Raw genomic sequence first — 14,254 nt, 5'->3', positions numbered from 1 at the left:
CTGTAAACAATTGTAAGCACGCTTCCGCAGGCTGCAGGCAGAATCCCCGCGTTCATACGCATCTGCCTGCGTTCCCGCCTGAAAAGCCGTCAAAACGTCACTGAAAATACTCCCGTACGGCCCCCGCGAAAAATTGTGCCGTCCCTTCCCCATACTGTCCGTCAAAGGCTTCTTTTGCCGTCCGGTCTTCCTCATAGTAATCTGCCAGGTCCAGCATCAGCTTTTCCGCGTCGGATATCTGGTAAAGCTGTTTTGATACAAACTCATACTCCCCGATCAGGGACTTAACTTCAAAGGAATCCCGAGGCATCTCCTTTTTCTCTGCCAGTCTAAGGCAGATCTGATCCAGGCGGTTTTGGTATGCCCGGACCACATCAGCACCCGCTCCGTTTTTTGCCGCCTCCAGGGCACCTTCCTTGCCTTTGTACCATTCAGTCACTTTTTTGAAATTTGCCTGTACTTTTTCACCGGAGGCGTTCTCCATATAATGCTCCCTGAACGCCTCCATACTGCCGTACTGTTCTTCCAGTACCTTTCTCTGACTCTCACTCATATGGGAGACTATATTTTTATATAACTCTTCGATCTCCGCTTTGCTGAATACTTCAAAATCCATTTTATCTTCTCCTTTCAAAATGTCATCCATGCTGGAAATCAGGCGTTCCAGGCGCTCCTTTTTCAGCTCCAGAAGTCTTTTCTGACTTCTTAAAACCTGCTCCCGGTCATAATCAGGGCTGTCCAGAATGGCTTTTATCTCCTTCAGGGGCATATCAAACTCCCGAAAGAATAAAATCTGGCGCAGAGTTTCCAAGGTCTTATCGTCATAAAACCTGTATCCCGCTTCATTGCAGACCGTGGGCTTCAAAAGCCCGATCTGGTCATAATAGTGAAGCGTGCGCACGCTGATACCCGTTATTTCAGAAACTTGTTTTACAGTCCTCATCATTTCTGCCTCCTGTCTTTCCTGATTTTTACCCTACACTATGACGTTCCGTCAGAGTCAAGTATATTTTACAAGTTTTTTCTTGTTGCTGCAAATGTTCTGTGCTATGCTTTTTTTATCTGAATAACCATGCAAGCATGCTGCTTGGCTCGCTGCTCGCGGAAATAAATAGGAAAGGCGGAGAAGATATGAAACTTTCAGACAATTCCGACATGGATCTGAAGGAACAGAAAGACCATGGCACAGCCTCTTTTCCCTGCGGCCTCTATGAAATTTTTGAGGTTACAAAATGGGATGGGGTAAAGCATCACTGGCATGATGAGGTGGAGATTCTTTATTTTATGAAGGGAGAATTTACACTGGACGTCAATATGGAGACTTACACCATTCAGGAAGAGTGTTTCTATTTTGTCAATGCAGGAGAACTGCACTCCATCCAGCCCGGATCCGCCTGCCTGGAATCTGCCGTGCTCTTTCATCCCCGTATTTTGAGCTTCGACAATTATGACATTGCTCAGAGCCGTATCCTCCAGCCACTTTTAAAGCGAAAACTGTTTTTCCCCCTGTGCCTTACCCCAAAGGATACGGCTTTTGCTGCTGTCAAAAAAGAGTACCTGGATATCGTAAATGTATTTTATCAGAGCGGCTCCTACCTTTCCAAAGAGGGACAGACTGTGACCGAAGACCTGCCCTCCCAGCTCTTTATCCGGGCCGGGCTGCTGAAGATCCTGGGGATCCTGGCCGGTGCCGGGCTGCTGACTACCCAGGAGAAGACAGATGACTACAGGGTGGAGATCATTAAAAACTCTTTGGCCTACATTCATGAGCATTACCAGGAAAAATTTTATATCCGTGATCTGGCCCGGCAGGCAGGCATGAATGAGCAGTATTTCTGTCGTTTTTTTAAAAAAGCCATCGGAAGGACCCCTGTCACATATATTAACGAGTATCGTATCGGCCGGGCCATCACCCGGCTGCAGGATACGGACCTGCCGGTCATGGACATCTGCCTGGACTGCGGCTTCAACAATCTGGGGAACTTTTTAAGAGAATTCCGTAAGAAGACAGGTGCCACCCCTCTGCAGTACAGAAAAACCTTTCGCAGTGAAAAGTCATAATTTCGTAGTTTTTAATCAAATATTCGGAGGACAAACCGTGCCAAATGTCAGTATAATTATCCTCGTCAGGCGGAAACAGATAACCGCACAAAATTAAACGATCAGACGGAGGTATATATAACATGCAAAGAAAATGGTGGCACGGCAAAGTGGCATATCAGATTTATCCTAAAAGTTTTTATGATTCCAACGGGGACGGCATCGGTGATCTGCCGGGCATCATCAGCAAATTGGACTATTTAAAGGAGTTGGGCGTGGACATTGTCTGGATCTCCCCTATTTACGCATCTCCTTTTGCAGACCAGGGTTACGATATCTCAGATTACTATAAGATAGACCCCTCCTTCGGCACCATGGAAGATATGGACCTTCTGCTGAAAGAAGCAGAAAAACGCGGCATGTATATTCTTATGGATCTGGTGGTAAACCACTGTTCCGACGAACATGAGTGGTTCCAGAAAGCCTGCGCTGACCCGGACGGGGAGTACGGCAATTTCTTCTACATAGAGGACAGAAAAGAAGGAGAACTGCCCTGCAACTGGAGAAGTTATTTCGGCGGCTCCGTATGGGAACCCCTTCCCGGCTGTCCGGACAAACAGTATATGCACCTGTTCCACAAAAAACAGCCGGATCTCAACTGGGAAAACGAAGCTGTCCGGGAGGAAGTTTACAAAAATATCAACTGGTGGCTGGACAAAGGTCTCGGGGGCTTCCGTATTGATGCCATCATCAATATCAAGAAAAAGCTTCCCTATAAAGATTACCCGGTTGACCGCGCAGACGGCCTGAGCCTTATTGACCACATGCTGGAAGATGCCACTGGCGTAGGCGAATTCCTGGGGGAAATGCGCGACCGTACGTTCCTCCCCCACGACGCATTTACCGTTGGGGAAGTATTCAACGAAAAAGAAGAGGAGATCCCTGATTTCATCGGTGACAACGGCTACTTTTCCTCCATGTTTGACTTTGCTGAAACCTCTTTCGGCAAAAGCGAAAAAGGATGGTATGACTGCAAACGCATCACACCGGAAGACTATAAAAAATGCTGTTTCCACTCCCAGAAACGTGTGGGGGATATTGGATTTTTGTCAAATATCATTGAAAACCATGACGAACCCCGCGGTGTGAGCTACTATATCCCGGAAGGGGACTGCTGTGATACCAGTAAAAAAATGCTGGCAGCCCTGTACTTTATGCTCAAAGGTCTTCCTTTCATCTATCAGGGACAGGAGATCGGCATGGAGAATCTGGGTGTGATCCCTCTGGAGGAAGTTGATGATATCAGCGCTCTTGACCAGTATCATGTGGCACTGGAAGCCGGTTACTCTGAGGAAGAGGCACTGAAGATCATGGCTACCTATAACCGTGACAATGCCAGGTCCCCTATGCAGTGGAACAGCTCCGAAAACGCAGGATTTACAACAGGAAAGCCGTGGCTCATCCTTAACTCCAATTACAAAAGCATCAATGTGGAGTCCCAGATCCATGACGAAACCTCTGTTTACGCCTTCTATAAAGCGCTGATCGCCCTGAGAAAGAACCCGGAATATCAGGAAACGGTAGTATACGGAGAATTAGTTCCCTATCTTGAGGAACGTCACAACCTTATGTCTTATTTCCGCAAGGGTGACAAAACTCTGCTTGTTATGGGCAATTACCAGAATGAGGAGCAGACCGTGGAACTGCCTGCTGCCTGCAAAAAAGTCCTGATCAACAACTATCCGGACATGAACCTTGCAGATGGTGCCATAACCTTACACGGCTACCAGGTATTGGTACTGGAATTGGAGAATTAAATTTCCCTTTCCGCTGTATCTATGATAAAATAACCCCATAAGCTTTAGCGTGGGCCACAAATGCCGAAAGGGATTTTCAGGCTCACTCTAAAGCGCTGAATATGATCAGGGGGTTTTACCAATGAGAGAAAGCGGAATTTTACTTCCCATATCCAGCCTTCCGTCAGGCTTCGGAATCGGCTGTTTTTCAAAAGAAGCCTATACCTTTGTGGACCAGCTTGCATCTGCCGGACAGAAATACTGGCAGATCCTGCCTCTTGGCCCCACCAGTTACGGGGATTCTCCTTACCAGTCTTTTTCCACCTATGCGGGCAATCCTTATTTCATAGACCTGGAAGTGCTGATCCGGGAGGGTGTGCTCACACAAAAAGAGTGTGATGCCGCCGACTTCGGCCAGGACCCCAGGGCTGTGGACTACGGAAAGGTATACAAGGCCCGTTTCAAACTTCTCCGCATGGCATATGAGCGGAGCCATATCACACAGAACCCGGATTTCCTGGCCTTTTGTTCCGAAAATTCCTGGTGGCTGGAAGACTATGCACTCTTCATGGCAGTAAAGAATTTCTTCGGAGATGAATGCTGGGACCAATGGCCGGAGGATATCCGAAAGCGTTATGGATTTGCCCTGGACTATTACAGGGAAAAACTGTATTTTGATATTGAGTTTTACAAATATATGCAGTTTCAGTTTACCTGCCAGTGGCAGAAGCTGAAATCCTATGCAGGACAAAAGGGGATCCGGATCATCGGAGATATCCCCATCTATGTGGCATATGACAGCGCGGACACCTGGGCGCATCCCGAGCTCTTCCAGCTCGATGAAGATAATGTCCCTGTGGCTGTGGCAGGCTGTCCGCCGGATGGGTTTGCCGCGGACGGGCAGCTTTGGGGCAATCCCCTGTACCGCTGGGATCATCACAGAAACACAGGGTTTGCCTGGTGGATGGAACGGCTGTCCTACACCTTCCGCCTCTATGATGTGGTGCGCATCGACCACTTCCGGGGATTTGATGAGTATTTTTCCATACCTTACGGGGACACCACAGCCTGGAACGGACACTGGGAAAAAGGCCCCGGAATTGAAATTTTTAACAGGATGAAGGAAGTCCTGGGCTGGAAAGATGTGATCGCGGAGGATCTAGGGTATGTAACGGACTCTGTCCGCCATATGGTTTGGGAGAGCGGATTTCCGGGTATGAAAGTGTTTGAATTTGCCTTTGACACCAGAGATACCGGGTGCGCCAGTGATTATCTGCCCCACAACTACCCTGTTAATTCCGTGGTCTATACAGGCACCCATGACAATGCCACCCTAAACGGATGGTATCAGGATATCTCAGAGAAAGAAAAAAAAATGCTGCGGGATTATCTGCATGACTACACCACTGCGGACAGAAGTTTGTTCTGGGAAATCATCTGCCGGGTTATGGGAAGCGGGGCACGCCTGTGCATTATTCCCATGCAGGATTACCTGGGCCTTGGAAATGAATGCCGTATGAATACCCCGTCCACACTGGGCCAAAACTGGAAATGGCGGCTTCTGCCGGGTGAATTCTCACAGGACTTACAGAACCGGATAAAGAAAATCACAAGAATTTATGAAAGGCAATAAATTATGACGCAAAAAGAACGTATGCTGAAAGAAATGCTCTATTACCCGGCAGATGCCGTACTTACCAAAGAGCGGGCACAGGCAAAAGAGCTGTGCTATGATTTTAATATGTGCCGTCCCTCCGAGGGAGAAAAAAGAGTTTCTATATTAAAGGAGCTGCTGGGAAAGACAGGCGAAAACGTATGGATGGAACAGCCTATCTACTTTGACTACGGCAGTAATACGGAAGTGGGCGAGAATTTCTTCGCCAACGCCAACTGTATCATTTTAGATGTGGCAAAAGTGACCATTGGCAAAAATGTCATGTTTGCCCCCAATGTCTCCCTCTACACAGCGGGCCATCCCCTTCACACGGAAACAAGAAATTCAGGCTGGGAATATGGGATTGCAATTTCCATCGGCGACAATGTTTGGGTGGGTGGAAACGTGGTGATCAATCCGGGCGTGCATATCGGAAGCAATGTGGTGATCGGCTCCGGAAGCGTTGTCACAAAGGATATCCCTGACAACTGTGTTGCTGTGGGAAATCCGGCTAAAGTGATCAAAGAGATCACGGATGAGGATAAGAAATACTATTTTAAGGACCGTCTTTTTGAAATCGGCGGGGAGATAAACGAATAATGAAACCAATGCCGGAGGACTGCCAATCTGCAGTTATCCGGCATTGATATTATTTCCGGCAGTCAGCCTATTATTTCTTCCGTCTGGATTTTTATGTCTCAAAACAATTGCTTTAAAACAGTATCGCGGTTTCTGAGCTCATTCTTCTTTTCAAACAGCAGGTTCTCATAAAAACGAATCAAAAAAACCATATCTGAATCTATTCTGTTCTGATAATCAGCAAAGTTTGCTCTTATCAGGGCATTTCTAAAATACTGCGCATTCTCTTTGAACATACTATTATCTACACAAAATCCTCTGGTTTTAAGATAGCATTCCATAAAAACAGCTGTTGTCCTGGTATTTCCCTCTCCGAAAGGATGTACTTGCCAAATAGAAGATGTAAATACGGCAACCTTCTCCAATATCTGCTTTGTATCAAGAGATGCATATTTTGTTCTTTCCTCCTCACGAAAATCATACGAAAGAGTTTCTTCTATCATTTGGTAATTGGCATATTTGACTGAAATTCCATTTAAAATAGGTTCATCCTTGCTGATATTATAGTTTCTGAACGTACCGGCATGGGAGTAAATATCTTGAAACAATGACCTGTGTATATATTTCAGCATTACCGGAGAAAAGGAAAAAGCCTCATCTGAAAGTAGACGGACAATCCTGTTTGAAACCAGATCCGCTTCTTTTTGTCTGGATCTCTTTTCTTTCTCTGTCTCATTTTCATATTTCCGGTACAATAATTCCTCTATCTCTTCATTTGTATAGTTTCCTTCAATATTGTCCTTGGCAAGCTCATATAAATACTTACTGGGTACCAGACCATCCACAGCCTGAAGCCCCGTAGCCATCTCCCAGCACTGGCGTCTGTACTCTTTGCTGTACTCCTTATCCGGAATGTAATACTCGTCCATATTTACCTCCTGTCACGGCTGTTTCCCGGCCAGTTACAATGTTTTGTATTTATTATACTCTTGCCGGACGGACATGTAAACCGGGGCTTTTCTTAAACCAAAGCATTTATTTTCAAGACGTAACAGTTCAGACAAGCTGAACTGTTACGCATCCAGCCATTAAAAATCGCTTCGCGATGGGCTGGTCAGCGCAGTGAATGCGCAGACCTGTCTGTACTGTTACATCAAGACTCAAATCTGACGGATTCCCCTGTTCGGGCGGATTCTCTTACTGCTTCCATCAGCGCAAGGACTCTTCTCGTCTCCGGAATTTTTACCAGAAAGTCTTCCTCACCGAAATAAGCTTTTTTATAGTTCTCAAAATAATCCTCATGACAGGTGGAAACCGCCGGGATATCCTCTGTGAGGATGGTGCCCTCTGCCGGCGGGCCAAACGAACGGGTAGGCCCTGCTGCCGTCATGGTGCGTTTTCCATCCACGTTTTTCAGCAGATGCGCGGTCCGTACGATCTTCCCCTGGGGTTCAAAACCGTCCACATACGCGGTGCCTTTATTCCCTCCCATGATCCAATGGCGCTCAAACCATTTCTCATGCATTTTATCCGTCAGAAAATACGTGCCCAGTTCCACCTCAGCTGTGATCCCATTGTCAAATTTCATTAGGATCTTAAAATAGTCATCCACCTCAAAATTGATGATATTTCTCAGATCCGCAAAAACAGTCTTTACTTTGGCGCCCTGCATCATCCACAGAACCTGATCCAGAAGATGAACGCCCCAGTCGTAAAGCATACCGCCGCCCTCACTGATGTATACATGCCAGTCGTGCATGTTGCCATTGAAGCCGTACAGGCTGTTTTTTAATGTATATACCTCACCTAGCTTCCTCTGGTCATAGATTTCTTTCATAATGCGGAAATCCCTGTCCAGCCGCCGCTGGTGGTGCACAGTAAATCTGACGCCGCACTCCTTCACCACGCTGACCATATGGTCAAGTTCCTCCACATTCATGGCTACCGGTTTTTCACAGATAATATCCTTTCCTGCTCTGGCTGCCTGAATGACCAGATCGTGATGCCGGTTGTTGTTGGCAGCGATCAGTACCACCTGGACCTCCGGATCCTGCATCAATTCTTCATTGGACGCATATCTTTTGATGCCATCCTTTACATCCTTTAACTGTTTTTGGTCAAGGTCGGAGATCCCTATCACCCGGAATCCTTCCATTTTCGTCAGCATATTTTCATGCTCATGCCCCATAAACCCATGACCCACAATACCTATCCTGATATCTTCCATATTAAAATCCCCTTTATCAGACGGACATCTCTGTCCCCTTTACTGCTCATGACCTAAGACATGTGGTCCCGTACCTGCCGGACTGCCTTTTGGTCAAATCACAAAGTTCCTTAAATACCTGGCACTCAGGACCACCGCTTTTTTCGCATCCTCCAGGTCTTTTTCAAATGCCTTATCTTCCACCTCAATGCAGGTGTATCCGTCATATCCGATGTCTGTCAGGGCTGATAAATAGTTTCCCCAGTCCACATCTCCCAGCCCCGGAAGTTTCGGAGACATATATTCTAAGGGCACGGCCATGGTCCCCACATCTGCCAACTTATCCTCATATACCTTGATATCCTTATAGTGCACATGGAAGATCTTATCTCTGAATTCATAGATTGGCTTGATATAATCAATCTGCTGCCACACAAAATGGGAGGGATCATAATTGATCCCAAAGTTGGGACTGTCCAGGATCTCAAACACTTTTCTCCAGTTTGCAGGGCTTGTCATCAAGTTCTGCCCGCCCGGCCATTCATCCTCGGTAAAAAGCATAGGGCAGTTCTCAATTGCAATTTTTACGCCCTTCTCCTCCGCATATTTTACAATAGGCGGCCACACCTCTTTTACGGTTTCCAGATTCTCCGATACTGTTTTTTTGGGGTCCCTGCCTACAAAGGTTGTGACCATATTCACACCCAGCATGGCAGATGCATCTATGAGCTTATACAGATGCTTTACATAGGAAGCCCGTTTCTCAGGATCCGGGTCCAGTGTGTTGGGATAGTAGGCAAGGGAGGAGATCTCCACCCCCTTTTTCTGACAGTAAGCAGTAAGGTATGCTGCTTTTTCCTCATTCATTGCCTCCACATCAATATGGCTTACACCGGCATATCTTCTCTGCGCTTTTCCCCGGGGCCAGCATGCCACTTCCAGGCATTCCAGGTCATGAGATGCGGCAAAGTCCACCACTTCCTCAAATGTCATTCCATCACAGATTGCTGTGATAAAGCCTAATTTCATACTATTTTCTCCTCTCTCATTCCGGGAATATCATTCCCCATACCCTTTGTACGGTTCCAGCAGTTCTTTCAGATCCTGTATCTGACCCGGCCCCACTGCTCTTGTCTTGATCTCAGTGGAATGTTCCAGCTTCCCGTTCCACCGAAGCCTGGAACGGTTCTGTTCTTCCTGGCTGAAATGTACGTTCATCCTGCCGTTCACCCATGCAGGCGTACCGGAAATCCCGCAGACCGGGCATTCTACGGCAGTGCTGTCCTTTGACACTGTCAGCATGTTACAGTGACAGACCGGGCAGATGCCCTCCTCCTCTCCCCGCCATGCAGTGCGTTCTTCCTCACTCCCGGCGGCAAGGGCCGCGGCAATGTTCTTTCCCATTTTTCTCATGCGTTCTATCTGTGCTTCATTACCAAGAACATGCTCACAGGCCATGGCGCCGTGATATTCATGCATGTCGATCACATCAATCCCCATGGACATGGTGAATTCATACATGGTGGGAAGCATGAAGGAGAGCCAGTTCTTTGTCATGGCCCCACCCACGGAAATAAGTCCGCCCACTCTCTTTTTAAAGCTTCTCTCATCCGGCAGTTTTTCTCTGTCTTTTCCGGCACCCAGTCCTTCCTCAAACGCCGCTTTTCTGAATGTGATATCGTGAGAAGGTCCGATCCTGTCACAGACAGTTTTAAATCTGCCTGTTGGGCTCAGCACATAAGCAGGGGAACCCACTATGACAGCATCACACGCCATAAGCGCTTCATCCAGGATATAAAAATCATCCTTTATGGGACAGCCCCCTTTTCCCCGTCCTGTGGTCATTCCCACAACACAGGAAATGCAGCCCGTGCACGGCTTGATCTCCAGCTCATCCACACGGATAAACCGCACTTCACAACCTGCCTTTTCGCACTCCATCAGTGCTGTTTTTACCATAATATCTGTGTTTGCCAGCCTTCTTCCAAAGGACAGGCCCAGTACATTTTTCTTTCTCATTTTATTCATCCTGTTCTATGATATCGTCACTTCCCGCTCCCGGATGCCTTCCAGGGGAACCGGGATATAGGCGGTTCTGGTGGCAACTGTCAGTTTCACTTTATGGACGCCTTTTGTAAGGCCATCCGTCTTCATGACCCGGATATACAGAGGCTCTCCGTACTCCCATTTATAGGATGTGACCGTCTCTGCCTCCTGTAAAGTAAACCAGTCTTTTTTGTCCACAGAAATGCGTATATCTTCCTTTTTGACTTCCTTTCCATCCTCCGAAATCCGGATGTATTCTATCATGGACATGGGGATTCCTCTGTAATAGGTGATGTTTGTCTGTAGCTCATATCCTGTGATCTGTCCGCTCTCCACCACGTTCACACATGTATTTTCCAAAAAAACATTATTGTCAAACATATGATTCCTCCTGTCCCTGAATCTCTTTTAAACACTGTTTTATGAAAGCAAGCTGGGCTGCCACCTGTTCTTTTTCCGCCATTGGTCTGCCGGGAAGTGTAAAGCGGTTCCCTTCATATTCCGCCGCCACATACCCCTTGTAGCCATGGTCATGGAGGTAGGTTAAAAGCCCTTTATAATCCATGGAATACTCCGGCCCCTCCTCTGTCATCTCGAACAGCTTGAGGTGGAAATGTTTGATATAAGGCATATATTCGTCCAGTACATCAAAGTCATAATTCTCATATCCGTCACACAGAGGCACAAACATTCTATCGTGCTCTGATCTGATGGCATCCTCCAGTTCTTTTGGATAGACAAAATTGTTCTCTCTTAAAACACGGTGCAGGTCCGTGCCCTTTTCAAACAAGGTGTCAATATAATCAAACACCTCAGGGCTTGTACCGTTTGCCGTCTCATATTCCCTTACCACCCGGGGAAACCGGCGGCAGAATATGCCCGTATCAATGACAAGTCCAATATATTTGCTGTCCAGCCGCCGCATCTCATCAATAAATGCCTTTGTCTCAGGGATATCAAAAGCCATGCCTGCATGTACTTCCAACGCCACCGACACGTCGTACTGTTCACAGAAGGGGAGCAGAGGCTCCAGCACCCAGTAAGGGACCATGGACACCAGACGGATCAAGCGGATCCCCAGCCTGTCTGCCTGTTTGATTTCCTTTACCAGAAGCTCCACACATTCCCTCTGGGTCAGACTTCTGTTTTTGTACAGATTGGTGTTCAGAAATACATCTGCGATCACAGGTTTCAGACCGGTTTCGGCCAGGAGTGCATGCCATTCCGAAACAGTCTCATCTGCAATATCCGGCGCATTTTTCAGCATCTGGTCCGGGAGGATCTCTATCCCCTCGGCCCCTTTCTCCTTAACAAAATACATGATATCCCTAAGGCTCATGCGTTTATTCAAATACTCGTCCTGTAAGCTGTAGAGGCTTACACAAGTCTTAATCTCTGACATATTCCTCTCTCCTTAATCCAGTTTGATCTCTTTTCCTGCTTTTGCGGATTTATAAATGGTATCCAAAATCTGTGTCACAACAAATGCCTGTTCCGGTTTCACCAGCGGCTCTTTGTCCTCCAGGATCGCCTCCAGCCACTGTTTACACTCTTTCACCTCAGGGGAACCACCACCGTTCCCCTCAAAAAACGCGATAGCGCCTGTATCGGATATATGTTCCTCTGTGAGCAGACCGCCTGTGGTTTCATTGAATACCAGGTCATATCCCTCCTGGCTCATCCCGCCAACCATCTCCGCACCTGCTTTTGTCCCGCACAGGGTTGTGGCAGCTTCTCTGGAGTCTTTCACATTCAGCGCCCAGGCAGATTCCAGAAAAATAGTTGCACCGTTTTCCATCTTCACATATCCAAACGCAGAATCTTCCACCTGGAAGGTTTCCGGGTCCCAGGGACCGAACATATTGCCCTCCGCTGCCTCCGGCAGATGGCCTAATTTTTCAAACACGGAGCCTGTCACCGTGGCCGGTTTGTAGTTATCCATACACCAGAGCGTAATGTCAAGCGCATGGGTTCCGATATCGATCAGGGGACCGCCGCCCTGCTTTGCTTTATCAGGAAATACCCCCCAGGTGGGAACCGCTCTTCTTCTGACTGCATGGGCCTTTGCAAAGTAGATCTCACCCAGCTTCCCCTCGTCACAGGCCCGTTTCAAAGCCTGGGCATCTGTGCGGAAACGGTTCTGGTATCCAATGGTAAACTTCTTTCCGGATTTTCTCCAGGCATCCATCATCTTCTGTGCATCCTCGGTTGTGGCTGCCATAGGCTTTTCACATAATACATGTTTTCCCGCCTCAAACGCGTCTACCGTAATGGGACAGTGTGCTACATTAGGCGTGCACACATGCACCACGTCGATTTCCGGGTCTTTTAATAACTCCTTATGATCTGTGTATATTTTTGCACCTTCTGCCCCGTATTTTTCTGCTGCTTTCTCAGCTCTTTCCGCCTGGATATCGCAGAATGCGACGATCTCACATTTGTCTGCCTGGGAAGTAAGAGCCGGAAAATGTTTCTGGTTTGCAATCCCCCCGCATCCGATCACTGCTACCTGTAATTTGTTATTTTTCATGATTTATTTCCTCCTGTTTTGCTTTTTCTCTTAATTGTCCACGGATATGGTCCGCGTCTTTGTCACTCATTTTCCAAAGCAGACATGCTGCCGCTGCAAGGAAAAAGATAATAGCCGGAATCAGATTGACTACGATATTGATCCCTCTCATGGCCTGGGTGGTCTGCTGTGCATTGGCAACGTAACCGAAAAATCCCAAGAGAAGGACTCCCACCGCACCGCCGATGGCATTTCCTATTTTTGTTGCCAGTCCGTATGTAGCATAGGCGGTCCCGTCTGTGCGGATGCCTGTTTTCAGTTCCATATAGTCCACTGAGTCAGCCACCATGGAAAGTGTCATGGGAAAACCAACGTTGAACAGACCGAAGATCCAGCATCCGGCAAGTACCATTTTCATGTTGTCAAAGGGTGCAAAATAGATGACTAAAAGACCAATCCCCTGCACGATCATAGAGCCCATCAGCACATTCCTCTTGCCGAATCTCTTGGCTGCTGCCGGCACAAACAGGGATCCTATAATGCCGCCGATGGATGGAATGGTCATGATCAGTGCTATCATGGTAAAAGAACCCAGACAGTAGATCACATAGTACGCTGTCACTGCGATCCTCCCCATAAATGCTGTCATCTGCAGGGTCATAATAAGGGTGACGATCATCAGATACTTGTTTTTGATCAGGTTGTTGATGGTATCTTTAAATGAAAATTTCTGTACGCCTGAGACCGGCTGAACATTCTCTTTTGCAGTGAAAAATACCATCAAAAACAGGGGAATGGATATACATCCGTAGATCACTGCTGTCATCATATATCCATGTCCGTCTGCCACCTCCGCACCGGCGCCTGAAAATTTCAGCAGCAGGGTGGCGGAACAGGCATTGACGATCACCATGCCAAGATTCATACCGATATTTCTTGATGTATTGATCTGGTTTCTCTGATCTGCATCCTCCGTCATGACGCCTGCCAAGGCCCCGTACGGGATGTTGGTCAGCGTGTATATCATTCCTGCCACAATATAAGTGACTGCCGCCCAGATAATTCCTGCTTTGGAACTTCCTCCAAAGGGATTGGTAAACGTCAGCACTCCCATAATTGCCAGAATGGGACAGCCAAACGCTATGTACGGCCTGAAGCGTCCGAATTTGGAGCGTGTCCTCTCAGCTATAGCCCCCATCATGGGATCATTCACCGCATCCCAGATACGTGCCCCCATCATGATCACGGAAACAACAACCGGTGCCAGACCTACCACATCCGTATAAAACACGGTCAGGTAGGAACCCACAAAAGTCCAGACAAACTGCGATGCCAAATCCCCAAATCCGTAGCATATGACTGCCGCCCTAGATGCTCTTTTCTTATATTCCATCTTTTTTCTCCTTTTCAGTAATGAGCCTGCA

The 14,254-nt window shown here is 47.4% G+C and carries 13 protein-coding genes; 4 read left to right on the top strand and 9 right to left on the bottom strand.

What is annotated here, in order from left to right:
* Positions 1-97: 97 nt before the first annotated feature.
* Entirely contained in the window at positions 98-946 is an 849-nt protein-coding gene (locus tag CI595_RS13085; RefSeq protein WP_330397279.1) for a MerR family transcriptional regulator, read from the bottom strand.
* Positions 947-1,131: 185 nt separating this feature from the next.
* Here CI595_RS13085 and CI595_RS13080 point away from each other — a divergent pair, with 185 nt between their 5' ends.
* The 4 genes from CI595_RS13080 to CI595_RS13065 all read left to right on the top strand — a co-directional run bounded on the left by CI595_RS13080 (position 1,132) and on the right by CI595_RS13065 (position 6,090).
* Positions 1,132-2,061 carry a helix-turn-helix domain-containing protein gene (locus CI595_RS13080; RefSeq protein WP_095173775.1) on the top strand — a complete coding sequence of 310 codons (930 nt, stop codon included), beginning with the start codon at positions 1,132-1,134 and terminating at the stop codon, positions 2,059-2,061.
* A gap of 122 nt (positions 2,062-2,183) precedes the next feature.
* Entirely contained in the window at positions 2,184-3,857 is a 1,674-nt protein-coding gene (locus CI595_RS13075; RefSeq protein WP_095173773.1) for an alpha-glucosidase, read from the top strand.
* 121 nt (positions 3,858-3,978) lie between these two features.
* Positions 3,979-5,469 (top strand): 4-alpha-glucanotransferase, encoded by a 1,491-nt coding sequence (malQ, locus tag CI595_RS13070; protein ID WP_095173771.1) that lies wholly within the window; start codon positions 3,979-3,981, stop codon positions 5,467-5,469.
* 3 nt (positions 5,470-5,472) lie between these two features.
* Positions 5,473-6,090 carry a sugar O-acetyltransferase gene (locus CI595_RS13065; RefSeq protein WP_095173769.1) on the top strand — a complete coding sequence of 206 codons (618 nt, stop codon included), beginning with the start codon at positions 5,473-5,475 and terminating at the stop codon, positions 6,088-6,090.
* A gap of 98 nt (positions 6,091-6,188) precedes the next feature.
* On the opposite strand, the gene CI595_RS13060 is transcribed toward CI595_RS13065, so the two are convergent.
* The 8 genes from CI595_RS13060 to CI595_RS13025 form a co-directional block, all read right to left on the bottom strand.
* Complete coding sequence (locus CI595_RS13060) at positions 6,189-6,998, bottom strand: Fic family protein (protein WP_095173766.1); 810 nt, start codon at positions 6,996-6,998, stop codon at positions 6,189-6,191.
* Between the two features lie 224 nt (positions 6,999-7,222).
* Entirely contained in the window at positions 7,223-8,296 is a 1,074-nt protein-coding gene (locus CI595_RS13055) for a Gfo/Idh/MocA family protein (RefSeq protein WP_095173764.1), read from the bottom strand.
* 93 nt (positions 8,297-8,389) lie between these two features.
* Positions 8,390-9,304, bottom strand: coding sequence for a sugar phosphate isomerase/epimerase family protein (locus CI595_RS13050; protein ID WP_095173762.1), 915 nt, complete (start codon positions 9,302-9,304; stop codon positions 8,390-8,392).
* Positions 9,305-9,334: 30 nt separating this feature from the next.
* A complete protein-coding gene (locus CI595_RS13045) occupies positions 9,335-10,294 on the bottom strand; it encodes a flavodoxin family protein (protein ID WP_095173760.1) in 960 nt (319 codons plus the stop codon).
* 15 nt (positions 10,295-10,309) lie between these two features.
* Positions 10,310-10,702, bottom strand: a complete 393-nt coding sequence (locus tag CI595_RS13040) for a C-glycoside deglycosidase beta subunit domain-containing protein (RefSeq protein ID WP_095173758.1) — start codon at positions 10,700-10,702, stop codon at positions 10,310-10,312.
* Entirely contained in the window at positions 10,695-11,723 is a 1,029-nt protein-coding gene (locus tag CI595_RS13035) for a sugar phosphate isomerase/epimerase family protein (protein WP_095173756.1), read from the bottom strand. Before CI595_RS13035 ends, CI595_RS13040 begins: the two co-directional genes overlap by 8 nt.
* 12 nt (positions 11,724-11,735) lie before the next feature.
* A complete protein-coding gene (locus CI595_RS13030; protein WP_095173754.1) occupies positions 11,736-12,851 on the bottom strand; it encodes a Gfo/Idh/MocA family protein in 1,116 nt (371 codons plus the stop codon).
* Positions 12,841-14,223 (bottom strand): MFS transporter, encoded by a 1,383-nt coding sequence (locus CI595_RS13025; RefSeq protein WP_095173752.1) that lies wholly within the window; start codon positions 14,221-14,223, stop codon positions 12,841-12,843. Before CI595_RS13025 ends, CI595_RS13030 begins: the two co-directional genes overlap by 11 nt.
* Positions 14,224-14,254 lie beyond the last annotated feature (31 nt).

The sequence above is a fragment of the Blautia hominis genome (genome assembly GCA_002270465.1).
GTDB lineage: Bacteria > Bacillota > Clostridia > Lachnospirales > Lachnospiraceae > Blautia > Blautia hominis.
The sequence above is the reverse complement of the archived record's forward strand: the minus strand, read 5'-3'. Positions and strand labels throughout refer to the sequence as shown.